Here is a 24,772-nt window from a genome sequence, read left to right on the forward strand (position 1 = left end):
ATCAGACGCGTCCGTCGCCGTCGACGGGCTCGCCCGGCGGGACCTCTCGGACCTCGCTCGGTGGGTTCTCCGGCGGGAGGCTCGCGCCCTCCTCGGCCGCCCGGTCGATCTGCTCGGCGACCGTCGGCTCGTGCCGGCCCTCCGTGGTGGCCGGAGGCTGGGTCTGCTCCTGGGAGCGGGCCCTCTCCTCACGCTGCCGCTTCGCATCCTCCTCGGCCGGGGTGAGGACCGGCGGGATCTGCGAGATCGGGCGGTCCTCGCTGCTCAGCCACGTCGGGCGGACCGGGCGGCGCCGGACGTCGGCGAAGAGGTCCGCGAGCTCCTTGGCGTTGAGGGTCTCGTGCTCGAGCAGCTCCAGGACCAGCCGGTCGAGGACCTCCCGGTTGTCGTTGAGGGCGTACCAGGCCTCGTCGTGCGCGGCCTCGATGAAGCGACGGACCTCCTGGTCGACGATGCCGGCGACCCTCTCCGAGTAGTCCCTCTGGTGGCCCATGTCGCGGCCGAGGAAGGGCTCGCCCTGGGACTGGCCGAGCTTGACCGCGCCGATCTTCTCGCTCATGCCGTACTCGGTGACCATCTTGCGGGCCATCGCCGAGGCCTTCTCGATGTCGTTGGCGGCGCCGGTGGAGGGGTCGTGGAAGATGATCTCCTCCGCGACGCGACCGCCGAGGGCGTAGGCCAGCTGGTCGAGGATCTCGTTGCGCGTGGTCGAGTACTTGTCGTCGGTCGGCATGACCATCGTGTACCCGAGGGCGCGGCCGCGCGGCAGGATCGTGATCTTGGTGACCGGGTCGGTGTGGTTCATCGCCGCGGCGACGAGCGCGTGCCCACCCTCGTGGTACGCGGTGATCTTGCGCTCCTGCGCGCTCATGATCCGGGTGCGCTTCTGCGGTCCGGCGATGACGCGATCGATGGCCTCGTCGAGGATCGAGTCGTCGATGAACTGCTGGTTCAGGCGGGCGGTCAGCAGCGCCGCCTCGTTGAGCACGTTGGCCAGGTCGGCACCGGTCATGCCGGGCGTGCGCCGGGCGACCGCGAGCAGGTCGACGCCGGGGGCCATGGGCTTGCCGGCGGCGTGCACCTCGAGGATGCGGTGGCGGCCGATCATGTCGGGGTTCTCGACGGAGATCTGCCGGTCGAAGCGCCCCGGGCGCAGCAGCGCCGGGTCGAGGATGTCGGGGCGGTTGGTCGCCGCGATGAGGATGACGTTGGTCTTGACGTCGAAGCCGTCCATCTCGACGAGCAGCTGGTTGAGCGTCTGCTCGCGCTCGTCGTGGCCGCCGCCCATGCCGGCGCCGCGGTGGCGCCCGACGGCGTCGATCTCGTCGACGAAGACGATGGCCGGCGCGTTGGTCTTGGCCTGCTCGAAGAGGTCACGCACACGGGAGGCACCGACACCGACGAACATCTCGACGAAGTCCGAGCCCGAGATGGAGAAGAAGGGCACTCCCGCCTCACCGGCGACGGCGCGGGCGAGCAGGGTCTTACCGGTACCGGGCTGGCCGTAGAGCAGCACGCCCTTGGGGATCTTGGCGCCGACCGCGAGGAACTTGCTCGGCTCGCGCAGGAAGTCGACGATCTCGTGCAGCTCCTCCACGGCCTCGTCGGCTCCGGCCACGTCGGCGAAGGTGACCTTCGGGGTGTCCGTCGAGGCGAGCTTCGCCTTGGACTTGCCGAACTTCATCACCTGGGAGCCGCCGCCCTGGGCGCGGCTGAGGATGAACCAGAACAGGGCGACGAGCAGCAGCAGCGGCAGCAGCGAGAGCAGGATGTTGCTCCAGACGCTGGGGCGCTCGACCGTGTCGTTCTGCACGCCGTCGACGTTCTCGTCGACGATCGTGAGCAGCTCGTTGGCGCGGGCGTCGATGAACTCGGTCTCGACCTTGTCCGCGTCCTGGACCGCCTCGCCGTCGGAGTAGGTCTCCCCCTCCTTCAGCTCGAGCTGCAGGACGTTGTCGGTCGTGAAGTGGGCGTTCTCGACCTTGCCGTCGGTGATCAGCTCCTCGGCGGCGGAGGTGTCCACCCGGGCGTACTCCTCGTCGCCCTGCGTGAGGAACATCAGTCCGAAGACGGTGATCATCAGCAGCGCCCAGAAGGCTGGGGAGCGGAAAAACTTCTTCGCGTTCATACGGGTACGGGGCTTCCCGGACTTCCTGACTCGACGACGTGGCGGCCTCCGGGGCAACCCGGGAGGAACAGGACGAAACTACCTGAACGCGGGACAACCACGGCTATGAGGCCAACGAGCATCCTGTCACGGGTGTTCCCACCACCAGCAATTACGCCCGAAGCCATGGCCGGCAGGGTACCGGCACGGCACCGAGGCACGGCGGCCCTTGGCGCAAAGCCCGGACTCCTGACCGCCCACGGCACCGTGACCACAGGGGTCCGGGCTTTGGCCTGAGCCGGACCACCATCCCTCGGCACCGCGCCTGACGGTGCCGGCCGGGCGCGAGGCGGGGCCGTCAGCTGTAGACGTGCGGGGCGAGCGTGGCGACGTCGCGCAGGTTGCGGTAGTTCTCGGCGAAGTCCAGGCCGTAGCCGACGACGAACTCGTTGGGGATGTCGAAGCCCACCCAGCGGGTGTCGATGTCGACCTTGGCCGCCTCGGGCTTGCGCAGCAGGGTGAGGATCTCGACGGAGGCCGGCGAGCGGGACTCGAGGTTGGCCCGGATCCACGACAGGGTCAGCCCGGAGTCGATGATGTCCTCGATGATGAGCACGTGCCGGTCGGTGATGTCGCCGTCGAGGTCCTTGAGGATGCGCACCACACCCGAGGACTTGGTGCCGGAGCCGTAGGAGCTGACCGCCATCCAGTCCATGGGGGCGGAGCCGGGCAGGTGGCGCATGAAGTCGGCCATGACCATAACCGCGCCCTTGAGGACACCGACGAGCAGCAGGTCCTTGCCCTCGTAGTGCTTCCAGACCTCGTCCGCGAGCTCGGCGAGACGCGTCTGGATCTGCTCGTCGGTGACGAGCACCTCGACGAGGTCATCCTGCATGTGGGTGGTGTCCACGGCTCTCCTTCAGGTCGGCGGTTGTCATTGTCCACCAGCCGCGGGGGCGATGTGCACCCGGCCGTCGGCACGGCTCACGCGCAGATCGCCGGGCAGGTGCAGCGGTCCCTGCCCGTGCCAGTCGGTGACGAGTCGGTCGCAGGCGGCGACGTGCCCGGCAGTGAGGGAGCCGGCGGGGGCACCGGCGGTCAGGAGCAGTCGGCGCCACACCCGGGAGCGGAGGGCACCGGGCAGCTCGCCCAGGTCCCCGACCGCCACGCCGTCGGGGCCGTGGTCCGGGACCGCGGCATCGGCGAGCTCGTCGAGGAGGTCGGCGTCCTCGCGCAGGAGGTCTGCGGTGCGGGCGAGCGCCTCGTCGATGCCGGGGCCGAGCGCTCTCTCCAGCTCGGCCAGCGCGGCACGGGCCCGCACCCGGGTGAAGGCGGCGTCGTCGTTCATCGGGTCGGTCCACGGCACGAGTCCCCACGCCGAGCAGGCGTCGTGCGTGGTCTGCCGCGGCAGGTGGAGCAGCGGTCGGGCGAAGGGGGTGCCCTCCCGGACGGTGAGCACCGGCATCCCGGCGAGGGACCGGGCCCCGGATCCGCGGGTGAGCCCGAGGAGGACCTGCTCGGCCTGGTCGTCCCGGGTGTGCCCGAGCAGGACCACAAAGGCCGGGTGGTCAACGTCCTTCGAGGTGCCCATCGCCGCTGCGGTCTCGGCGAGGGCGGTGTAGCGGGCGTCCCGGGCGGCCGCCTCGAGCCCCTCCCCCGTCGCGACGACCTCGACGGGGACGACGGCCACCGGGGCGAGACCGACGTCCGCGCACTGCTGGACGGCGAGCAGCGCGACGTCCGTCGACTCCTCCTGCAGGCCGTGGTCGACGATGATCGCGCCGGCCGTGATCTCGTGGTTGGCCGCCTCGGCCGCGAGCGCGGCCGCGAGCGCGAGGGAGTCCCCGCCACCGCTGACCGCGGCGAGCGCCAGCGAGCCGGCAGGCAGACCCTCGAGGGCGGCGCGGACCCCCCTTCGGCAGTCAGCCTGTGCCGGGTGGCCGGCTCCCATCAGCCGTGCACCCGGCGCACCCACGCGGTCGGATCGGTGATCTCGAGCGGGGTGGGCAGGGTTTCGGGGGAGGTCCACACGGCGTTGAAGCCGTCGACGCCGACGCTCTCCTGGACCGTGCGCACGAAGACGGCGCCGTCGCGGTACTGGCGCATCTTCGCCTCGAGACCGAGGAGCCGGCGCAGCAGACGGTCGACGGCACCGGCCCCCTTCCGTCGCTCGGTGAAGCGGCGCCGGATCGAGCGGACGGTGGGGACGTACGCGGGGCCCACGTCGTCCATGACGACGTCGGCGTGCCCCTCGAGGAGGGACATGACCGCGGTGACCTTGGCCATCTGCTCCCGCTGCTCCGGCGTGATGACGAGCTCGGCGAGCCCCTGGCTCTCGCCGCTGAAGACCTTGGGCAGCTGGGTGGCGATCTGCTCGACGCGATCACGCAGGTCGGAGGTGTCGGGCACGAGGTCCACGGCGAGGGTGCGGGCGGAGTCGATGATGTGGTCGCGCAGCCACGGCACGGCGGTGAACTGCACGCGGTGGGTCTCCTCGTGCAGGCACACCCACAGGCGGAAGTCGCGCGGGACGGCCTTGATCTCGCGCTCGGTGTGCACGATGTTCGGCGCGACGAGCAGCAGCGCCGGGGTGCCGCCGGGGGCGATGTCGTACTGGCCGAGGACCTTGGTGGAGAGGAAGGCGAGCATCCCGCCGGCCTCGGTGCCGGTGATCTTGCTGCCGACGGCCTGGGCCAGGCCCGAGGGCTCCTTGTCCCGGCGCCTGGCGACCGCCTCCAGCGCCGGGTCGAGCATCGCGGCCATCGAGTCGGCGTTGACGTCGATCCACGTGGGGCGGTCGATGACCAGGGGTGGCGGTGCGTCGCCGGGCGCGCTCAGGCGGGCGGTGGCCGCGACGGGATCGACGGCGAAGGCCGCCAGCTCGCGGATCTCCTCGACGATCCGGGTGGCCTCCTCGGGCGACACGTCGGGTCCGGGGGGCACGAGGCGGGCCCCGGCGCTCTTGGCGAATGTCCAGTCGACGTAGTTCGGCACGCCCCCACCATACGAACTGCGGCCCGCGAGCACCGTCAGCGGCAGCCGCAGTCCGTGAGGTCGGCGACCATCCGGTCGAGCACGGCGCGCGCCCCGAGGGTGCCGGTGGTCGAGGGCACCCGGTCGGCGAGCAGCACGTAGGTGAGCAGTCGCCCGTCGGCGGTCGTGGTCGTCCCCGCGAGCGCCGACGTGCCGGTCAGGGTGCCCGTCTTGGCCCGGGCGAGCCCGGCGGCGCTGCGGCTGTCGTCGGTGTCGAAGCGCTCGTGCAGCGTGCCGGTCAGCCCGGCGACGGGCAGCTCGGCCAGGATCGAGGTCATCTCCTTTGCCGAGCCGGTGATGCCCAGCTGCATGACGTCGGAGATCACCCGCGCCGGCACCTTCTGGCCCGAGCTGAGCCCGCTGCTGTCCTTGAGCGTGACTCCGGTGAGGTCGATGCCGGCGCCCGCCAGGGTCTGCTGGACCCAGTCGGAGACCGCCGCGGTCGAGGTGCCGACACCGTGGACGGCGGCGACCTGGCGGGCCACGTTCTCCGTCAGGGCGTTGTCGCTGTCGTCGAGGGCCACGGCGAGCACGTCCCCGAGCGGGGCGGAGTCCACCGCACCGAGGACCTCTGCGTCCTCCGGCGCGGGGGTCTGCCACTGCTTCGTCGAGGTGTCCGCCTCGACGGCGACCCCCACGGCCCTCAGCTCCTTGGCGAAGGCCTTGAGCACGCTGCGCTCGGGGAACTTGGGCGAGGGCTCGAAGGGTTTGGGTCGCTCCCCCGCGAGACCGATCATCGTCACGCCCTGGGTGTAGCCGGCCGCGACGTCGGCCATCTCCCAGGTCGGCGGGTACCGCTCGCCGTGGGCGTACGTCATGTCGAGGCGAAGGGAGTAGCTCCCCTCCCCCTTCGCCGGGACCGAGGCCGCCACCTGGCGGGCGAGGTCCGCCAGACCGGCCCGGCCCTCGACGGCCGTCGGGTCGCCCTCGCCGCGCGCGAGCATCGTGTCGCCCGCGGCGACGAGGACCAGCTCGTCCGGCCGGTCACCGGCGACGACCTGCGTCGTCATGACCCGGCTGAGATCGGCGGTCTGTGCCACCGCGGCGGCGGTGAGCAGCTTCGCGGTCGAGGCGGGGGTGATCGGTCGGTCGCCGCCGTGGGAGTAGAGGGTCTCGCCGGTGAGGGCGTCGCGCACCACCACGCCCACGCGCTCACCCAGCGCCTTGGCCTCCGCGTCCTCCTCGAGGGCCGCGGTCAGCCCGGCCCTCGTCGGAACGGGCGCCTCGGTCGAGGCGGCCGGCAGGACGGGCGCGGTGGCGGGGGCCTGCGGAGCCTGCCGGGTGACCTCCTCGTCGATCGTGAGCACGCCGGGGACGCGGTCGTAGGCGTCCGCCGCGCCGTACCCGATCAGCAGTGCTGCGACGGAGGTCACGGCGATGAGTGTGCGGCGCACCCGCTGCCCCCTGCGTGGATTGGTCGACGGTGGTGGAACACTGGCACCGAGACTAGATCACGGTCATCACATCACCGTCACCGAACAAAGGGGCACCTAGTGGAGTTCGACGTCACCATCGAGATCCCCAAGGGTCAGAAGAACAAGTACGAGGTCGACCACGAGACCGGGCGGATCCGTCTGGACCGGATGCTCTTCACCTCCATGGCCTACCCGAGCGACTACGGCTACGTCGAGGACAGCCTCGGCGAGGACGGGGACCCGTTGGACGCGCTCGTCCTGCTCGACGAGCCGACGTGGCCCGGCTGCCTCGTGCGTGCCCGCCCGATCGGCATGTTCCACATGCGCGACGAGGCCGGCGGGGACGACAAGGTCCTGTGCGTCCCTGCGGGCGACCCCCGCAAGGAGGGCATCAAGGAGCTCGAGGACATCAGCGAGTTCTGGCGCCTGGAGATCCAGCACTTCTTCGAGACCTACAAGGACCTCGAGCCGGGCAAGTCCGTCGAGGGCGCCCACTGGGTCGGCCGCGAGGAGGCCGAGAGGGTCGTCCTGGAGTCCATCGAGCGCGCCAAGGCCAACGGCATGAGCACCGCCCGCTGGACGATGCCCTCCTCCGGCCACATCCCCGAGCCCGAGGACGTCACCCACTCCGAGGAGGACATCAAGGCAGCGGCCGCCCGTGCGCGCGAGCAGCTGGCCACCGAGGAGAGCCCCCTCAGCGACGAGGAGTGACCTCCCGGGCCAACCCGTGGCGGCACTGCCGCATCATCCACGCGTGATTGGCCCGCAGCAGCAACGGCACGAGGGTCGCCACCCGCTCCAGGCGGGTGGCGACCCTCACGCTTTGCGCGAAGTGGAGCACGCTGCCCTGCGGCACGGCCGCGATGCGCCACTGGGCGTGGCCGACGAGGTCCCCCGCGAGGAGCACCCGCAGCACGCCCGCCTCCCGGTCCGCGACCACGCGGGTCAGGCGCAGGCGCAGCGTGACCGGGAGGAGGCTGCGCACGACGGCGATGCCGGAGTCGTCGTCGATGCGGTCGACCGAGCGCACCTGCGGCCACCAGGTCGGGTAGCGATCGATGTCCGCCAGCACCGCTACCACGTCGGGCGGCTCGGCGTCCACGAACCAGACGCTGCTGAAGTCGAAGGTCTGGGTGGTCACACCCCCATCCAACTCCACCCACCGGGTGCCGTCCCCGGCACCACCGCCGGTCGAGGTGCGAGGCCGTCCACGGCCGAGCCTCGAGACCCCACCCCACTCCGCCCCTCCCCGGGATACCGTGCGACACGTGCGCTACTTCTCCCGTGACGGACTGACCTTCGACGTCGACGACAGCGGCCCCCAGAAGGGGGAGGTCGTCGTCCTCCTGCACGGCTGGCCGCAGGACCGCACGGCGTGGGACAAGGTGACGCCCCGGCTCGTCGACGCCGGCCTGCGGGTGCTGGCCCCGGACCTGCGCGGCTACTCCCCCGGCGCCCGCCCACCGCACCACCTCGACTACGAGATCTCCGAACTCGTCGGGGACGTCATCGCCCTGCTCGACGCCGCCAGCGCCTCGCAGGCCCACATCGTCGGTCACGACTGGGGCGGCGCCCTCGCGTGGGCCGTGGCCGCCCGCCACCCCGACCGCGTGCAGACCCTGACCGTGTTGTCGACCCCGAGTCCGTCCGGGATGGCCCACGGCTTCCGTCAGGGTGAGCAGCTGAAGGCCAGCTGGTACATGGCCTTCTTCGCCCTGCCGATCCTGCCGGTGCTGTTCTTCCGGTTCTTCGCCCAGCAGGTCATGGAGAGGATCGGGATGCCTCGCGAGCGCGCGGCGTACGACGCCAAGCGGTTGAAGGACGCGAGCTCGGCCCAGGGATCCCTGAACTGGTACCGCGCGCAACTCTCCCCGACGCTGCTGTGGCGCCGGCGGTCCCGCCCCGGGACCCCTCGTCGCAGCAAGCACCGCGAGATGCTTCCGACCGCTTTCGTCTGGGGCGCCAAGGACCCGGCCTTCGCGAAGGCGTCGACCCGGCACACGGTCAACAAGCTGCGTGAGCGCGCCGGGGAGCAGATCGACCTCGTGCACACCCTCGAGCTCGACACCGGTCACTGGCTCATGGAGACCCACCCGGAGACGATCGCCGAGGTCGTCCTCGATCGGATCGGTGGGCACGGTCGGAGCGAGCAGCAGGCGGGTTGAGCGAAGGGGGGTGCGGGCCGAGCAGCACCCCCTTGGCTCGCCCATGAGGGGTCAGTCGCGCGAGGCCGCCTCGAGGACTGCTGACCAGCCACCGAACGCGTTTCGGACGGTGTTGGCCGACGGCGCGTCCTGCTGCTCCCGCAGCCACTGGCCGAAGCGACCGTAGGACGGCTTCTCGTCCTCGGCCAGGTAGAGCCGGACCCACTCCAGCAGGTCGGCCTCGCTCCACTTGCGGCGGTAGGAGGTCCGGGAGGCCTTGTTCGCCGCGACTCCCGCGGCGGCGCACGCCTCCCGCCACGAACCCTCACGCTGGATGATGCGCGCGGAGGTCAGCGCCTCGGCACCGCGGTGCCTGTCGTAGAACGCCACCGAGAGCGGGGTGCCACCGGGCAACGCAGCCACCCGCCGCATCTCGTTGGTCGACTCGTCACGCATGCTGCCTGCTCTCCTCATCTCGGATCTCGTCGACGTCACAGCGCGGTGTAGCCTCCGTCGACGAGGTAGCCCGCTCCGGTGCAGAAGGACGCCTCGTCCGAGAGGAGGAAGGCGACCATCGCCGCGACCTCCTCCGGAGTGCCGAAGCGCTTCATCGCGTGCTTGTCCTCGAGGAAGGCCTTGGCGTCCTCGGGCATCTCGGTCAGGGGCGTGGCGATGACGCCCGGCTGGACCGCGTTCACCCGGATCCCTTCCGTGCCGTACTCGACGGCGGCAGCCTTGGTCATGCCGAGCACGCCGTGCTTGGCCGTCGTGTACGCCGACCCGGGGGCGTGGGTGGCCACGTTGCCGTGGACCGAGGCCATGTTGACGATCGAACCCCTGCCCTCGGCCGTGTCCTTCATCGCCGGGATCTGGTACTTCATCCCGTAGGCGACGCCGTCCATGTTGATTCCGATGACCTTGCGCCACACGTCGAGGTCGAGCTCTCCAATGGGACCGGGTGAGGCACCGATGCCCGCGTTGTTGACCGCTCCGTCCAGGCGACCCCAGGTGTCGAGCGCGAGACGCACGGCAGCCTCGTTGTCCTCGGGGCTGGAGGCGTCGAGGTGCATCGTTACCGCCTCGCCGCCGGCCCCTTCGACGAGGCGGGCCGTCTCGGCCGCGCCCTCGTCGTTGATGTCGGCGACGAGGACCCTGCCGCCCTCCTGCCCCAGACGCACGGCGACAGCCCGGCCGAGGCCCGAGCCCCCACCCGTGACGATGACGACCTTGCCGGTGAACCGTTCCATGGCTGCGATCCTTCGCGATCGGTGGACGTGTTCTTCCACCATGGCACTGCTGGACCTGCAGGGAGCCGACAGCGTGCTCAGCGGAACTTCTGCGAGAGGAGCACCTCAGGACCGGGTCACCCTGGACTTGGCCCAGGAGCTCCCCGAAACGACCAATGCCAAGGGGCCGGTAGCTGCAGTGATCACTGGGGTGGACCGGTGAGCGCGTCGGCAGCATGACCGTCACGATCGCGCACGGTCAGCCTCAGCGCCACGTGCGGACCGAAGAGTTTCCTGGCTGCGCTCGGGAGCGCGATCCGCTTGACCCATCGGCGTGGTGACGCGTCCTCGTCCTCGAGCGGGGGGCCCGTCGGCACGTAGTCACGCAGGGGCACCGGCAACTCGGAGACCCAGGCAGCCCACGCTGCCAACCCGCCGTCCGCGGCGCCGATGTCGACAGCGAGCCAGTCGTCGAAATCCGCGGTCTGCTCCACGTGGTCCCGGAAGTCGAAGATGCCGTTCCGTTGACGCAGTGAGATGAGCCTGAGGTGCAGGGTGTAGCGGGCGTGCTCGGCCTCCTCGGGGCGCGTGGTCGGATCGGCGATGAGGAAGGTCGTGACCAGCGGTTGTGGCCGGTCCGATTCGTCCGCGGGGAAGTCCAGGATCACGGGGCAGTGGTGCGCTGCAGTCTGCTGGTGCATCAGGATCGGAAGACCGCGCACGGCGAGTTCCACCTCCGCCTGCCAGACGATGTCGTCGCGGTCCGCTGCCTCCTGCCTCGGGGGCCGGAGCCCGACGAGGTCCGCGGTGACCTCCAGGTCGCCGAGGAGGAAGCGGCGCATGTTCTGGTAACCCTCTTCCGAGTTCACGATGCCGTAGCGCCCGGAGTGGCTGCGGTGTACGAATGCGAACTTGGCGTCCGGAACGTACGCGTTCTCGATCTGGACCAGCCCATCGCTCTTCACCCCGACGGCTGCGGAGGAGAGGCCGCGGGCCACGTCGTAGTCGTCGGGGTTGGTGCCGATCAAGGCAAATACGCGTTCGGGCGCAAACGCCTCTTCCGGGATCTTCCTGGGGTCCCAGCTCGCCGTGCGGTCGCCGACACCGGCCGGATTCAGGTACTCCCACATCCGTTGCGGTCCGAAGATGTCGGCCCCTTGGATACCGAAGTGGTCCCTGACCTTCTCGAAGAGACCGAATCCGATGTCGAAGTCGATGCCCCCGTGGGGAGTCGCGTAGGTGAAGAGCCTGTCGACGTACTGCTCGGCGTGCGCGCCCCGGTCGGGGATGACCTTCTGCATCATGCTGCGGCAGACCAGACCGCCCATGGAGTGCGCGACCAGGTGAACCCTGGGGGCGCCGGTCTTGGTGCGTACCAGCGACACCAGATCAAGGAGATCTTCGGCGGCGCGTTCGAGACGGTACTCCTGCGGCGTCCGCCCCCAGGTGGAGGCGGCGTCGTCGTAGAAGCGATGGATCCAGATGGTCGCCTCGGGGACCTCGCCGTCCGGCTGCGTACCCAGCCACGCCAGCTGGCTGCCGTGGACCTTCAGGTCGTAGCCGTGGTCGAGCATCAGGCGCAGCAGCGGGCTCTCGAACTGGTAGAAGCTGGGGTCCCCGCCTGCCCCCACCCTCACGTGGGTGGAACCCACGTTGAAACCGTAGAACGGGTCCTCGACGAGCGAATCGATACCCGATTGCCCACCCCCGAAGCCGCGAACGTAGATGATCGGCAACTTGCGCGCCATCACGGTCCTCCCCCCACCAGTGCGGCTCCCCCTCGCCCGAGCCACCGTGTGGATCGACCCTATGGTGGTGGGCCGATCTGGTCCAGCACTTGGCGGTGCGGTCCCTCACGGATTGAGCCTCCACAATCTGTACGACCAGGGCACGTCGTAGCCAAGAACCCACGCCGTGTAGACGCCCGCAGCCACGCGGGCCCACCGATCCCTCTGGGCGCGGTGTTGCAGCGCCAAGACCATGGGGGTGAAGGCCAGCATCCCGACGAATCCCGCTCGGGTGCTCCGGCGGCCGAAGAGAAGGACATTCCACAACTCGTTGCCCGCGAGCACCGCGTAGGTCCGGTTGCGCAGCACGGTGTCCTGGCCGCGCTGTGCGCGCTGCAGGACCACCCCCATCAGCCCGTAGTAGACCCCGCCGACGACGATGAACACTGGTAGCGGGACCTGCATCCCCGGTCGCCGCAACTCGTTGAACCACGCCAGCGACGAACGCCCGATGAACCCGTTACCGATCACTGCCGCCACCAGGGGTGGAGCCGCCACCGGCATCGACGCCCGCACGGCGGGACCGATCCAGGCATTCCTAGACGGTCCGGACGGTGGAAGATCGTCAGGACCCGACATAGGACCATTGTGCCGCGCAATCAGTCAGATGGAGAGGGCGAAATCGGATTCGTCCCTCGTCCCGGACGGCATGCCACAGCAGCGGGGTGTGAAGCCGGCTGACTGACAAGCAAGAACGCCCCCGACCGTGTCGAGGGCGTTCCGCTGAGCCGCCTATCGGAATCGAACCGATGACCCATTCATTACGAGAGGCGTCACCGCCAATTTTGGCTTTTCGGCAACCGCGAAAACCGCATGAAATCGGGGTTCTTCAAGTCAGTCGTGCCAAGCGTGGCGACCGTCATGTGCCCAAAGTGTGCCCACGAATCCGACCGTGGAGGGCAGCCGACCCGATAGCGGAGCAGCCTTGGTCGGAGGGGCGCCGGGTCAAGCGGCCCGCTGTGGCGACGGGGTGGTGCGCAGGTGCGGGAGCACCTTCCGGGACCGATGGTTCGATCTGCCGCTTGAGGCGGTGGCCCGGAGGCCGGATCGTGTAGCGGCGGGTCGACGGCACGAGGGGGGAGGGCGTCTCGGCACTGGTTCGGGGCGTCTTCGTCTGTGTGGCCGTCCGCGTGCGGGCGGACGCGAGAACGGCCGCCAGGCCGCATGCGCAGCGGGCGGCCAGCGGCGACGGAGTCGCCGCCTTGAGTCAGTAGAGAAAGTTCTCACATGGAGCGTGAATTGACGGCGCGAGGACTACTCGTTGTGTTGTAGGTCCCGCGCGATCTGTCAGCAGTGGAGGCCGCTGACCTGGGATGGGCCGGCGGACGGATGCGCCAGGAGGCGTCCGTGTGCCAAGGCAGAGATCGCGTCCTGACCTGCGGGTTGACCGTTTGAGGTTCGGCTTGAGGGACAGGGCACTCCGTGTAGCTGTCCGTGACCGCTGAACATCGCCCGAAATGACGCCGCTTGATGTGCGCGAAAGAAACATTTCCCGACTGGGTGGGAGATGCACATTTCGCGAGTCCGAACGCCCGTTCGCGTACGCGATCTCCCGCCGGCTACTCGAGAACATCCCCGAGATCAGTCAGCGGTGCTACTTCGGGCTACCCGAGACTATCCTCAGCGGCAGGCGCCTCGTCGGCGCCCTCGGCACCGGCGTCGGGCGGAAGAGCCCAGTCCTTCAGGTCGGCGAGGAACTGGAGGCCCTCCTGCAGCAGGACCTGGATCGCCTCTATGCCGCGGTCGGTGCCTAGGTTTTTCGCGAGCATGGCCTGGTAGTCGCTGCCCTTGAGGTGGGCGGCGACCTTGGACCGGAGCTCCTGGACCCTCCGCAGGTAGGCGATATCCCTGGCAACGTGCGGGTAGCCCTCAGCAGTGAGGAAACGCTCGAACTTCGAGATCCCCTTCTCGTCGGGGATCTTCGTGCCCAAGGCCTTCCCGATGGAGCCTTCGTTCAGAGCGTCGCTCATCAGCTTGGCCAGCACCTTGATCGAGTCCTCGAACTCGTTCTGGCCGTCGTTGAGCGGGAGCCGAAGTTGCTGGAGGAGATGTACGTCGCTCTCCTTCAGATCCCTGAACAACCGCCAGCCGTACTTTGCCTCCCACGCCTTCGTCGTGTCGCGGTACGCACGTCGGAAGACTAGGTCAACGACCTTAGGGTTCGTGGCCTGCGCAAGGAACGAGCGGCGGATGTTGGTTTCGCTCATGTGGGCATCTGGCGCGATCATGTTCGCTCGCCAGTGGTCTCGTTCCCCTGCCGGCAGGTCGCGGCCGATGTCGCCGAGGAACATCAGGACCCGGTCCGAGTGGTCGTTGTCGATGGCCACGCCCCAGAGGGAGGCGCAGCGCAGGTAGCCGTCCTCGACTGAATACAGCTCCGGTTTGTCGTAGTACTTCTGGAGGACCTCGCGGCGGAAGTGGACGGGCGTCAGGTAGTGCGGCGCTTCGGGGTTCTTCCCAAAGTAGTTGGCGAGGAGATCGGGGTCGCACGAGAACTTGATCGGCCTGCCGTGCTCGTCCTCGCCGATGATGAATTGGGGGTAGTTGTCGTCTTCGTCTTCGTAGGGCCACATACCGCAGGAGGTCACCGGGCCGTGCGCGATCACCTTGGTCGCGAGGTAACGGCTGCCGTACGGGCCGGATGAGGCCCACCGGTTCTCAAAGAAGTTGAGCAGTCCGCCGACCTTGTCTGTGGCGAACTCTTGCGTCTCGTCCAACGCTGGGGCGGTGTCTGAGTAGGTTGCGGAGTCCACGAACAACAGTAGGTCCATGCCTCGAGCGGCGAGGTACTGCTTGAGCAAGGAGGTGCGGATCTCGATCTTGCTGCCTTCGAACCGAACCGCGGGGATTTGGCTCCCGTCATCGTTCATCTTGACGTAGGTGTTCGACGCAGCCTCGAAGCGCAAGTTGTGAAACAGGCGGAACTGCTGGTCGATCTCGTACTCGCTGTCTGCGGCGCCGTGGTATTCGCGAACGAGGATCAGCGGCTCGATGTCCTCGTCCAGGGAGCCCTTCGAAAGGTAGGTGGTGGTCTGCTCGCCGTCCCCCCAGTGCTGAACGAAACCGGGGGCGCCGTCGGTCTTGGTTAGCAGCCATCCGGTTCGGGCCAGCGCCTCTTCGCGGCGTTCAGGTGACGCGATGGCGCAGTAGATTCCGAGGTTCAGTCCGTTCTCGTAGGTCGAGTCATGGACCGTCGTCCACGGTCCGTCACCTTGCGCCTCGAAGGTCGCTCGGATCGTTTGCTGCTCAAGCTCGTGGGCCACTTCTCGGTCTCCTCGGGGACGCCAGATCAAATCGCTCAGCCCTGACCTTTCCATACGACTCGGGCTTCAGTCCTGCGATCGGCCGCGCGCAGCCCTTGCCTGCAACTCAACCAGCGGACGCTGTCGGGCGGTCTCCTCGGGGTACGTCAGACAATTCTCTGGTCACGGCGCTCGATTTGCTGGAACAGCCTCATCAAGCACGGCATCGTGGGTGGTGCGGATAGACATAGACGCACATATGGACACCCATTGTCCCGGGGGTCGGCTCCCCTCTCGGGCCTGACGGCTCGCATCCATCGAAGGCCGCAAAGACTCGTTGACGGGATCCGCACTTGCACCCTCTTTGGGTGTGCCCGGCGTTGAGCGGCTCTGGAACGTCGGTGACCACGTATCGCCGCTCACCCCACAGTCTGGGTGTGCCGCGCGGATCTCAGAGCCGCACTCCGGTCCGCGTGGCACACCCTTCTTTGGTTGGGAGGGGACCGTGGCCACCACCGACACGCACGCCCCTGCCGCCGGCCAGGACCGCTTCCCCGGCTTCGGTGAGGACGCGCCGCTGGACATTCCCGACCTCAATCACCCCGAGAACGCCAAGCTGATCGCCCAGCGGATGCGCGACGGGAGCATGGACAACTTCGCCCAGGCCCTGAACACCACACACAACTGCGCCCACCCCGTCCGGCTGGCCGGGTCCTCGGTCACCGTCGACACCACGACCGGCGAGATCGTCTCGACCTTCGACGCCAGTGACCTGCCGTTCGGGGTGCTCCACCGTCCGTGTGGCAACCGCCGTGCCTCGGTGTGCCCGTCCTGCTCACGCACCTATGCCCGTGACACCTACGCACTGATCCATGCCGGGGTTGTCGGAGGCAAGAGCGTCCCCGACCAGGTGCGGGACAACCCGCTGCTGTTCGTCACCCTCACCGCCCCCTCGTTTGGGCCGGTCCACGGCCACCGGAGCGGGAGGGCGTGTCGGCCCCGGCGACGCGACGACCGCACCCGGTGTCCCCACGGACGGCCGTTGTGGTGCACCCGGGTCCACGACCGGGACGACGAGGTCAACGGGGCGCCGTTGTGCTTCGAATGCCACGACACGGCGTCGGCGGTGATGTGGCAGTGGCACGCTCCCGAGCTGTGGCGACGCTTCACCATCGCCTTCCGCCGCGCCGTCGCCCACCACGTGGCCGTGCCCGACTCCCGCCTTGGCGAGGTCGCGTCGATCCAGTACGCCAAGGTCGCCGAGCACCAGGCACGAGGCCTGATCCACTTCCACGCCCTGATCCGCCTCGACGGACCCGCCGCCGGCGGCACCGGGTCGCCCGCTCCCCCATCGATCGACGGCGACACCCTCGCCACCCTCGTCCACCAGGTCGTCCCGACCGTCACGGCCATCGCCGAGCCGGCCGACCACAAGGACACCCCTCGAGTGTTGGCCTTCGGGTCCCAGGTCGACGTGCGTACCGTCCGAGCCGGCTCGCGCACCGACGACCCGGCCGGCCCGCTAACCCCCGACCAGGTCGCCGGGTACCTGGCCAAGTACTCCACCAAGGACTCCTCCGGCCTGCACGGCCGCGGCCAGCAGCGGCCGCACATCCTCGCCCTGCGCCGGCAGTGCCACGAGATGGCTGCCCGGGCCGCGACCTTCCACGATCAGGATCACGACTACCAACGCATGGGCAAGTGGGTGCACTGCCTGGGCTTCCGCGGTCACTTCGGCACCAAGTCCCGCTGCTACTCCCTCACCCTCGGCGCCCTGCGTCGCGCCCGCTCGCGGTGGCAGGCCCTGGCCGCTGAGTCCCGCCGCACCGGGCAACCCCTCGACACCCGCGACCTCGAGGCACGGCTGCTCGCCGACGACGCGGAAGAGACCACCCAGGTCGTGGGCACCTGGACCTACGTCGGGACCGGCTGGCGCGACCACCTCGAACAAGCCCTCGCCCTGGCGGTCGCCGCCCGCGCCCGTGAGTACGACCTGTGGAAAGCCGAACGGCGAAAGGCTCGATCTGGGCTAGAGAGAGGAGATGGCGATGCATGAGCAGGACACGAGTGAGGTGCCGACATGATCGAGCGTCGAGTCCTGGACTCGGGGCGGGTGCGTTGGCGGGTTCGGTACCGGACACCGGAGCACCGCCAGCGGTCCCGGACGTTCGACCGGCGTGCGGATGCCGAGGCCTTCGAGGACGAGCTGCGTGGTCGGATGCGCCGTGGGGAGTTCGTCGACCCTCGACGTGGACTGGTGACGCTATCGGCCCTGTGGTCGCAGTACGAGCAGGGCGGGATGACCCACCTACGTGTGACGACGCAGCAGAACTACCGCATGGCGTTCCGTCACGTGCTGAACCACTTCGGCACGTGGCCGGTCGCGAAGATCGAGCACGCCGACATCGCCGAGTGGGTGACCTCGCTCGGAAAGACCAAGGGCCCGGAGACCGTGCGCTACGCCCACCGAGTCTTCTGCCTCGTCCTCGACTTCGGCATGCGGACCCGGCGCCTGAGCCACAACGTCGCTCGGGGCGTGCGGTTGCCAGCGAGGCCACCATCGCGCGAGCGGATTCTGACCATGGCCCAGGTCGAGGCCCTCGCGGCACGCCTCGGTCGTGAGGGCGACCTCGTGCTGGCGATGGCCCTGCTCGGTCTGCGGTGGTCGGAGCTGGCCGCCCTCAAGGTCTCGGACGTCGACCTCGAGCGGGGCCAGGTCCGGGTGGTCGAGCGAGCCACCGAAGTCGGCGGTCGGATGGATGTCTCTGCACCGAAGTCGCGGGCCTCTGCGCGCTCGATCGGCATCCCGCCCTCGATGCGGGAGGTGCCCGAGGCCAGGACCGCGGGTCGGTCTGCCGATGCGTTGATCTTCCCGGCTCCGGACGGTGGCTACCTGCGCAACGGCAACTGGCGACACCGGTCAGGGTGGAGTGCCGCGCTGAAGGCAACGGGGCTCGACGGGGTGACGCCGCAAGACCTGCGACGCACCTTCGGCAGCTTGGCGAGGAAGGCCGGCGCGGACCTCCGCTACATCCAACGGGCGATGGGCCACGAGTCGATCACCACCACGGCGCGAATCTACGCGCACCTCTACGACGACGAGCTGGACGAGATCGCGGCAGCGCTGGATGGCCTGCGGGGAGCCCAGCCATGAGCCCCCTTCGCCACCTGATGTGCCCAAAGTGTGCCCATTTCGGCCCCGCCGACCTGCTCTTGGCGGCACTTGCTGGTCTGGTCGCCGTCCTTGCCGGCTCGACGAAAACCGCCTCTGATCAGCAAAAACGCCCCCGACCGTGTCGAGGGCGTTCCGCTGAGCCGCCTATCGGAATCGAACCGATGACCTATTCATTACGAGTGAATCGCTCTAGCCGACTGAGCTAAGGCGGCATGCGCCGTGGCGCGAGGCACGAGTATACGGATGCGGTGGGTTGGGGTGAAATCGCAGTCCACCCGGCCGGGCGACCGTGTGCACTCACCCCAGATGGTGCCGGTGGGCGAAGGCCGCCGCCTCCGTGCGGGACCCGACATCGAGCTTGGTGAAGATGTTGGACAGGTGCCGGGCGACCGTCTTGATCGACAGGTGCAGCTCCTCGGCGATCTGGGCGTTGCTCATGCCGACGGTCACGAGGCGCAGCACCTCGACCTCTCTGCCGGTGAGTCCACCGGGCCGGTCCGCCTCACCGAGCTGGTCGGCGACACCACGGGCGTCGGGGACCGCCCCCTGCGTCACGAATGCCTCCCGGGCGGCCTCCAGCTCGAGCACCGCGCCGTCCTCATCACCCAGCAGGCGCAGCGCCCGCCCCACGAGCACCCGAACTCGTGCCGCCTCGTAGTCCGCGTCGATGACCGACCACCGGGCCAGCGCCGACCTCGCCATCGGCAGCGCGGACTCGGGATCGTCGCGGGCCAGGGCCACCTGCGCGGCCACGGTCTCGGACGAGGCGCGCACGGCCGCGCACCCGAAGTCCTCGGCGATCCCCGCAAGTTCGTCGGACAGGACGTCCGACTCGTCGATGAGATCACCCGCCAGGAGCACCTCGACGCAGCCCGGGATGACCCGATGACGGAAGATCGCACCGTGGGTCCCGGCGAGGGTTCGTCGGGCGGCAGCAACGGCCTGATCGAGGTCACCCCGGTCCCGCGACAACAGGGCCCGTCCGGGCTGCGCGTCGCTGCCGTGTTGCAGCGCCTGACCGTATGCCCGGTCCGCGCCGTCGAGGTCCCCGAGCAGGCGGAGGACGTCGCCGCGCTCGTGGTGGGCGAGGGCGATGGCCGGATGGCCGCCGGCCGCCTCGTACCTCGCCGCGGACCGCTCCAACTCGGTCACCGCGTCCTGTAGCGAGCCGTGCAGCCGCATCAGCTGCGCCCGGTGCACCGCGCACTGGCCGGTGAAGGCCACGATTGTGGGCTGGGCGTCGCACCACTGCGACAGGGCACGCGTCCACTGCGCCGCCCTGCCCAGGTCACCGACCCACTGGCAGGCCTCGATCATCGAGCAGTAGACCTCGCCGGCCACGAGTGGGTCGACCTCGCCCGCGACCACCCCGACCATGGCCTCGTCCAGCAGCCGCAGCCCCGCGGGGACCTGCCCGAAGACCGTCAGCACACGCCCTTCCTGGTTGAGCCCGAGCGCCACGAGGTTGGGGTCGGCGTGGCGTCGCCCGCACGCCGTGATCTGCGCCGGCAGCGGGCGGGCCCCCTCCAGGTCACCGACGCTCACCCGCTCCAGCATCCGCCCGACGAGCAGGTACCCCCGCTCCACGACGTCACCGTCGACCTCCTCGAGCACGCGCTCCCCGCGGGCCAGCCAGCCGCCGGCGACGGCGCTCTCCCCCCTCAGTGCCAGCAGTATCCCGAGCCGCGCGGCCGCACGGGCCGCGAGCAGGGGGTCCGTCGCGTCGAGGGCGGCGTGGTGGGCCCGTTGCAGTGCCTGCACCGCGTCGTCCGGACGGCCGAGCAGCTCGGCCGCGTCGGCCAGGGACAGGAAGTCCGTGGCCGCGAGAACCGCGTCGTCGAGGTCCGACAGGGTGCGGTAGGCCGCGAGCCACTCACGGCGCTCGTACGCTTCGCGCGCCCGGTGCAGATCCTCGACCACGCCCATGGCGACCCCCTCACCACCGATGCTAGCGGCAGGGAGCCGTCCGGGACCGGGATCGCGGTGTCAGGCAGCCGGCACGCGCGCCGCCCGCCGACGGGCGATCCGATCGGCGACGTGTGCCGCGTCGCGGCCGACACCACACATCTCGCCCGAGCTGAACGCGTACTGGAAGGCCAGCCCACAGAAGTACAGGCCGGGCACGTCCTCGACGACTCCCCGGTACTCGACCGGCCAGCCGTCCTCGACCTCCATGGGCACGTCCAGCCACGAGTGATCGTGGCGCCAACCAGTGGCCCACACGACACTGGCGACCTCGAAGGTGCGCCCGTCCGCCAGCTGCGGCAGGCCGTCCGTAGACGCCCCGACGACGTGGTCGTCGATCCACTCGACCCCGGCCTCTGCCAGGTGGTGCGCCTTGACCCGCAGCTGCGGAGCGCCGTGGTGACGCATGACCCCGAGCATCTTGCGCCCCATCGGAGTCCGCCTGGTCAGGATGTGCTGGAAGGCGAACTCGATGACGGGGAAGGCCCGTCGCATCCGCCACGTGCCCCACTCGAGCGGGACGCTGCCGTGGACGGGGCCGACCAGCGTGGTCTCGCGCTCGGCGGCCAGCTCGAGTGCGATGTCGAGACCGCTGTGCGACGCCCCGACGACGAGGACCGGCCCGGCGGGCAGGTCATCAGGACCGTGGTACCGACTCGAGTGCACCTGGTGGACGGTCTCGGCGAGACCGGAGGCGAAGGGAGGCAGGTTCGGTCGTTCACCGAAGGTCCCCGTGGCGACGACGACCGCGTCGCAGGTGATCGGGTGCTCGGCCGGCTCCTCCAGCTCGACGCGGAACCCGTCGCCGTCCGCGGCCACCCGGCGCACCCGGCTGCGCAGCCGCACCGGCAGCTCGTGCGTGAGCGCGTAGAGCTCGAGGTAGTCGGCCATCTCGTCCTTGGTCGGGAAGGCCCACGGGTCCCCAGGGAAGGGCAACCCGTCGAGGTGGCTCCTCCCGGCAGGGGTGAAGAGGCGCAGGCTGTCGTAGCGTCGTCGCCACTCGTCCCCGATCCGTGCGTTCCCGTCCAGGACCAGGCAGTCGACCCCCTCGCGCCTCAGGTGGTAGGCGGTCGACAGGCCGGCCTGACCCGCTCCGATGATCACCGTGTCCACGTGCTGTGCCTGCATGACGCCCTCCCGGGTTCGATCCGTACCCATCACGCTATGGACGTCGGGGCACCCCGGCATCGGCCGCAGTGCCCATCCCCCGCCGAGACCACGTGGGTCGTTCTACCCACCCCTCGCGCTGCTCCCGCCTACTCCTCGCAGGTCAGCTCCCCGCCCTCGGGCAGCTCGCCCGTGAGCCAGTACTCCTCCACCGCGGAGTCGACGCAGTCGTTCTGTCGCATGTAGGCGGTGTGGCCGTCGCCCTCGTGGGTGATCATCGCCGAGTCGTCGATCTGCTCGTGCAACCGCACCGCCCACTCGTAGGGCGTGGCCGGGTCGCGGGTGGTGCCGACGATGAGAACCGGGTCGGCCCCCTTCGCCTCGACCGGGCCGATGCCCTCGACCGGCTCGACGGGCCAGGTGGCGCAGACCAGGCTCTCCCAGGCGAGGAAGGTCCCCCAGATCGGCGCTTCGGCCTCGACCTCGTCGACGACCTGCTGCCACTCCTGCGGGTCCCTGTCGACGCCGTCGTCGAGACAGCTGACCGCGGGCAGAGCCTCCATGATGTTCGAGGTGTAGGTCCCCGAGGTATCGCGCCCGGCGTACGACATCCCCAGCTGCATCAGCGCGCTGCCGTCACCCTGCTGGGCGGCGACGAGTGCCTCGGTGAGCATCGACCACATGCCCTGGTCGTACATGGCCTGGGCGATGCCGACGGAGGCCCACCCCTCGGTGAGCCGGGGGCCACCACCGGCAGGCACCGGATCCTTGTCGAGCTCCTGCAGCAGGCCGGTGACCGTCGCGAGGACCTCCTCTTCCGTGCCCCCGAGGGGGCAGTCGTCGGCGAGGCAGTCCGCGGCCCAGGCGCGGGTCGCGGTGTCGAAGCCCTTCGCCTGCCCGATCGCGGCCTCCGTGCTGCTCAGGTCGGTCGGGAAGACCCCGTCGAGGACCATCCGGCCGACCCGCTCGGGGAAGAGCTCCGCGTAGGTCGCTCCGATGGTGGTCCCGTAGGACTTGCCGAGATAGGTCAGCTTGCCGTCGTCGAGCGCCGAGCGGAGCACGTCGAGGTCCTTGGCGACGTCCTGGGTGGACACGTGCCCGATGAGCTCACCGGTCGTCGCCTCGCACGCCCGGCCGAACTCCCTCGACTGCTCGATCGCCGCCGCGCGCTCCGAGGCGTCGTCCGGCGACGGGTCGTTGCCCATCCACTGATCGAGCTCTGCGTCGCCGACGCAGTCGATCGGTGCCGACCGCTGGACGCCCCGGGGGTCGAAGCCGACGACGTCGAAGTGCTCCCGGATCGACGTCCCGACGATCTGGTCGGCCGCGGCCGCGTAGTCCACACCGGAGCCGCCCGGACCACCCGGGTTCACCACGAGGGAGCCGGCGGCGTCCCCCTTCGCCGGGACGCGGTTGACAGCGATCTCGAGGGTCTCGCCGTCCGGCTCGGACCAGTCGACGGGCACCTCGAGGCTCGCGCACTCCACCGCCGCGCAGTCGCTCCAGTCCAGCTCCTGCTCGTAGTACCGCTCGAGTCCGTCGCTGCCGGGCGGCACCTCGCGGTCGCCGGCGGACAGGCCGGTCGGCTCCGGGCCGGGCGCCAGGAGTGAGCAGCTGGTCACCGGCAGCACGAGTGCGACGAGCACCGAGGCAAGGCGAAGGCGCCGTCTTGAGGTGCGACCGAGGCGCCGTCCTGAGGTGCGACGAAGGAACCTCGAAGGGAGCCTCGAAAGGGGGGCACGGCCGGGCGAGAGCATGTCGCCGACGCTATCGCGGCAGCTGCAGCCCGACCGCCATCGCCTCCAGGGCGAGGAGGGGCGCGCCGTTGGCACCGATGCGCTCGCGCGCGGTCGCGATCTCCTCCATCGCGAGGAGCAACCCCTCGGCACTGAAGGCGCGGGCGACCTCCTCGACGACCGGCCGGGCGTCCTCGTTGACGAGCTCGACCGGGGTGCCCGCGTGCAGGACGAGCGCATCGCGGTAGACGGACAGCAGGTCCACGAGGGCGCGGTCGATCATGTCGCGGGTGAATCGGGTGGCGCGGGTCTTCTGCTCCTTCTCCAGGGAGCTGATCTGGGCGCGGATGTGCGGCGGCTGCGTCCGGGCACTCGGGTCGGCGCCGAGCGTCTCGAGGAGGCGCGCCTTCTCCTGGGTGGCGCGGGACTCGAGGGTGCGGTCACGCTCCTGCTCGGCGATCTGGAGCAGGTCGGCCGCGGCCCCCACCGCGTCGGAGACCCCTCGGATGCGCGAGGCCATCATGATGGTGTCGCGGCGCCGGATGCGGGCACCCTCGTCGGTCGCCAGACGCTTGGCGAGGCCGATGTGACTCTGCGCGGCCCGCGCGGCGTACGTCGCCATCCCCGGGTCGATGCCGTCCCGGCGCTGCAGCAGCTCGGCGACCTCCGCGACCGGTGGGGTACGCAGCCGCACGTGCCGCGAGCGCGAGCGCACGGTGATGAGCACGTCCTCCAGGCTCGGCGCGCACAGCAGCCACACGGTGCGCGGTGTCGGCTCCTCGAGTGCCTTGAGCAGGGCGTTGCCGGACTGCTCGGTCAGCCGGTCGGCGTCCTCGACCAGGATCACCCGGTAGCGCCCCACGCTCGGCGAGCGCCCGGCCAGCTGGACGAGCCCGCGCGTCTCGGCCACACCGATGGACAACGCCTCCGTCGCGAGCACCTCGACGTCGGCGTGCGTCCCGTCCAGCGCGGTGCGGCACTCGCGGCACTCCCCACACCCGCCGCTCGGGCACAGCAATGCCCCGGCGAAGGCCCGCGCCGCGACCGAGCGTCCCGACCCGGGTGGGCCGGTGAACAACCACGCGTGCGTCATCGACGCGGGCTCGCCGACCGCCCGCTGCAGCGCGGCCACGGTCTGCGGCTGGCCGATGACGTCCCGCCAGATCCCGGCGCCGGTCGTGGTGGAGGCGGTCATGCCCAGCCCTCCTCGACCACACGCGCCCACACCCTGGAGGCGATCTCCGCGGGGTCGGCCGAGCCGTCGACGACGAGATACCGGCTGCCGTCGTCCGAGGCGAGCGAGAGGAACCGGCCGCGGATGGTGGCGTGGAATGCCTCGGCTTCCGACTCCATCCGGTCGTGGACCGCGCCACGGCGGCGCCTGCCTTCGCCGGGGTCGATGTCGACGACCACGGTGAGGTGCGGGACGAGCCCGTCGACCGCCCAGTCCTGCAGCTGCGCCACCTCGTCCGCACCGAGGTCACGGCCGGCACCCTGGTAGGCAATGGCCGAGTCGGTGTAGCGGTCGGTGATGACCACGGCTCCGTCCTCGAGCGCGGGGAGGACGACCTCGTCGACGTGCTGGGCCTTGTCGGCCGCGAAGATCAGCGCCTCGGCCCGCGGGGTGATCTCGTCACCGTGGAGGACGAGGTCGCGAAGCGCTCCGCCGAGCGCCGTGCCGCCCGGCTGCCGGGTGATCACGACCTCGCGGCCGGCCTCCTCGAAGGCCTGCGCCAGGCGCCTGACCTGCGTGGACTTGCCGGCCCCGTCGCCCCCTTCGAAGGCGATGAAGGTCCCCTCTGGTTCACTCACCCCGCGAGCCTATGGCAGCCCCC

20 protein-coding genes and 1 tRNA gene are annotated in these 24,772 nt (G+C 70.0%); 4 read left to right on the plus strand and 17 right to left on the minus strand.

Annotated features, from left to right (window positions below; genetic code table 11):
- Position 1 precedes the first annotated feature (1 nt).
- From ftsH to dacB, 5 genes are all read right to left on the minus strand, one after another.
- A complete protein-coding gene (gene ftsH / locus PVE36_RS12545) occupies positions 2 to 2,128 on the minus strand; it encodes an ATP-dependent zinc metalloprotease FtsH (RefSeq protein ID WP_277452798.1) in 2,127 nt (708 codons plus the stop codon).
- A gap of 337 nt (positions 2,129 to 2,465) precedes the next feature.
- Complete coding sequence (gene hpt, locus PVE36_RS12550; protein WP_277452800.1) at positions 2,466 to 3,017, minus strand: hypoxanthine phosphoribosyltransferase; 552 nt, start codon at positions 3,015 to 3,017, stop codon at positions 2,466 to 2,468.
- Positions 3,018 to 3,041: 24 nt separating this feature from the next.
- On the minus strand, positions 3,042 to 4,058 hold the full coding sequence (gene tilS / locus PVE36_RS12555; protein WP_277452801.1) for a tRNA lysidine(34) synthetase TilS: 1,017 nt from the start codon (positions 4,056 to 4,058) through the stop codon (positions 3,042 to 3,044).
- Complete coding sequence (locus PVE36_RS12560) at positions 4,058 to 5,101, minus strand: zinc-dependent metalloprotease (RefSeq protein ID WP_277452804.1); 1,044 nt, start codon at positions 5,099 to 5,101, stop codon at positions 4,058 to 4,060. The genes tilS and PVE36_RS12560 overlap by 1 nt, the downstream gene beginning before the upstream one ends.
- Before the next feature lie 35 nt (positions 5,102 to 5,136).
- Entirely contained in the window at positions 5,137 to 6,513 is a 1,377-nt protein-coding gene (gene dacB, locus PVE36_RS12565; RefSeq protein WP_277452806.1) for a D-alanyl-D-alanine carboxypeptidase/D-alanyl-D-alanine-endopeptidase, read from the minus strand.
- A 120-nt stretch (positions 6,514 to 6,633) separates the two neighbouring features.
- Here dacB and PVE36_RS12570 point away from each other — a divergent pair, with 120 nt between their 5' ends.
- On the plus strand, positions 6,634 to 7,266 hold the full coding sequence (locus PVE36_RS12570) for an inorganic diphosphatase (protein ID WP_277452809.1): 633 nt from the start codon (positions 6,634 to 6,636) through the stop codon (positions 7,264 to 7,266).
- Here the strand turns inward: PVE36_RS12570 and PVE36_RS12575 are convergent.
- A complete protein-coding gene (locus PVE36_RS12575) occupies positions 7,250 to 7,696 on the minus strand; it encodes an SRPBCC family protein (RefSeq protein ID WP_277452812.1) in 447 nt (148 codons plus the stop codon). The genes PVE36_RS12570 and PVE36_RS12575 overlap by 17 nt on opposite strands.
- Positions 7,697 to 7,823: 127 nt before the next feature.
- Between PVE36_RS12575 and PVE36_RS12580 the strand changes: the two genes are divergently transcribed.
- Positions 7,824 to 8,720 (plus strand): alpha/beta fold hydrolase, encoded by an 897-nt coding sequence (locus tag PVE36_RS12580; RefSeq protein WP_277452813.1) that lies wholly within the window; start codon positions 7,824 to 7,826, stop codon positions 8,718 to 8,720.
- Positions 8,721 to 8,771: 51 nt separating this feature from the next.
- Here the strand turns inward: PVE36_RS12580 and PVE36_RS12585 are convergent, their stop codons facing one another.
- From PVE36_RS12585 to PVE36_RS12605, 5 genes are all read right to left on the minus strand, one after another.
- Positions 8,772 to 9,155 (minus strand): hypothetical protein, encoded by a 384-nt coding sequence (locus tag PVE36_RS12585; RefSeq protein WP_277452815.1) that lies wholly within the window; start codon positions 9,153 to 9,155, stop codon positions 8,772 to 8,774.
- Between the two features lie 35 nt (positions 9,156 to 9,190).
- Entirely contained in the window at positions 9,191 to 9,946 is a 756-nt protein-coding gene (locus PVE36_RS12590; protein ID WP_277452816.1) for an SDR family oxidoreductase, read from the minus strand.
- Positions 9,947 to 10,128: 182 nt separating this feature from the next.
- Positions 10,129 to 11,673 carry an alpha/beta hydrolase gene (locus tag PVE36_RS12595; protein ID WP_277455840.1) on the minus strand — a complete coding sequence of 515 codons (1,545 nt, stop codon included), beginning with the start codon at positions 11,671 to 11,673 and terminating at the stop codon, positions 10,129 to 10,131.
- Positions 11,674 to 11,778: 105 nt separating this feature from the next.
- Positions 11,779 to 12,291 (minus strand): TspO/MBR family protein, encoded by a 513-nt coding sequence (locus tag PVE36_RS12600; RefSeq protein WP_277452817.1) that lies wholly within the window; start codon positions 12,289 to 12,291, stop codon positions 11,779 to 11,781.
- Positions 12,292 to 13,316: 1,025 nt separating this feature from the next.
- Positions 13,317 to 14,975: a hypothetical protein gene (locus tag PVE36_RS12605; protein ID WP_277452819.1), complete on the minus strand. Its 1,659-nt coding sequence runs from the start codon at positions 14,973 to 14,975 to the stop codon at positions 13,317 to 13,319.
- Between the two features lie 484 nt (positions 14,976 to 15,459).
- Between PVE36_RS12605 and PVE36_RS12610 the strand changes: the two genes are divergently transcribed.
- Positions 15,460 to 17,010 carry a replication initiator gene (locus tag PVE36_RS12610; RefSeq protein WP_277452820.1) on the plus strand — a complete coding sequence of 517 codons (1,551 nt, stop codon included), beginning with the start codon at positions 15,460 to 15,462 and terminating at the stop codon, positions 17,008 to 17,010.
- Between the two features lie 24 nt (positions 17,011 to 17,034).
- The gene (locus PVE36_RS12615) at positions 17,035 to 18,108 is read left to right on the plus strand and encodes a site-specific integrase (protein ID WP_277452821.1); all 1,074 of its coding nucleotides are present in this window, start codon (positions 17,035 to 17,037) and stop codon (positions 18,106 to 18,108) included.
- A 159-nt stretch (positions 18,109 to 18,267) separates the two neighbouring features.
- On the opposite strand, the gene PVE36_RS12620 is transcribed toward PVE36_RS12615, so the two are convergent.
- The 6 genes from PVE36_RS12620 to tmk all read right to left on the minus strand — a co-directional run bounded on the left by PVE36_RS12620 (position 18,268) and on the right by tmk (position 24,749).
- Positions 18,268 to 18,341, minus strand: a tRNA-Thr gene (locus PVE36_RS12620).
- Positions 18,342 to 18,426: 85 nt separating this feature from the next.
- Complete coding sequence (locus tag PVE36_RS12625) at positions 18,427 to 20,055, minus strand: LuxR family transcriptional regulator (protein ID WP_277452822.1); 1,629 nt, start codon at positions 20,053 to 20,055, stop codon at positions 18,427 to 18,429.
- A 60-nt stretch (positions 20,056 to 20,115) separates the two neighbouring features.
- Complete coding sequence (locus tag PVE36_RS12630; RefSeq protein ID WP_277452824.1) at positions 20,116 to 21,222, minus strand: NAD(P)/FAD-dependent oxidoreductase; 1,107 nt, start codon at positions 21,220 to 21,222, stop codon at positions 20,116 to 20,118.
- Between the two features lie 128 nt (positions 21,223 to 21,350).
- The gene (locus PVE36_RS12635) at positions 21,351 to 22,847 is read right to left on the minus strand and encodes an alpha/beta hydrolase (RefSeq protein ID WP_277452826.1); all 1,497 of its coding nucleotides are present in this window, start codon (positions 22,845 to 22,847) and stop codon (positions 21,351 to 21,353) included.
- A gap of 121 nt (positions 22,848 to 22,968) precedes the next feature.
- Entirely contained in the window at positions 22,969 to 24,132 is a 1,164-nt protein-coding gene (locus PVE36_RS12640; RefSeq protein WP_277452827.1) for a DNA polymerase III subunit delta', read from the minus strand.
- A complete protein-coding gene (gene tmk, locus PVE36_RS12645) occupies positions 24,129 to 24,749 on the minus strand; it encodes a dTMP kinase (protein WP_277452829.1) in 621 nt (206 codons plus the stop codon). The genes PVE36_RS12640 and tmk overlap by 4 nt, the downstream gene beginning before the upstream one ends.
- Positions 24,750 to 24,772: the final 23 nt, after the last annotated feature.

It is taken from the genome of Janibacter sp. DB-40 (assembly GCF_029510815.1).
Lineage (GTDB): Bacteria > Actinomycetota > Actinomycetes > Actinomycetales > Dermatophilaceae > Janibacter.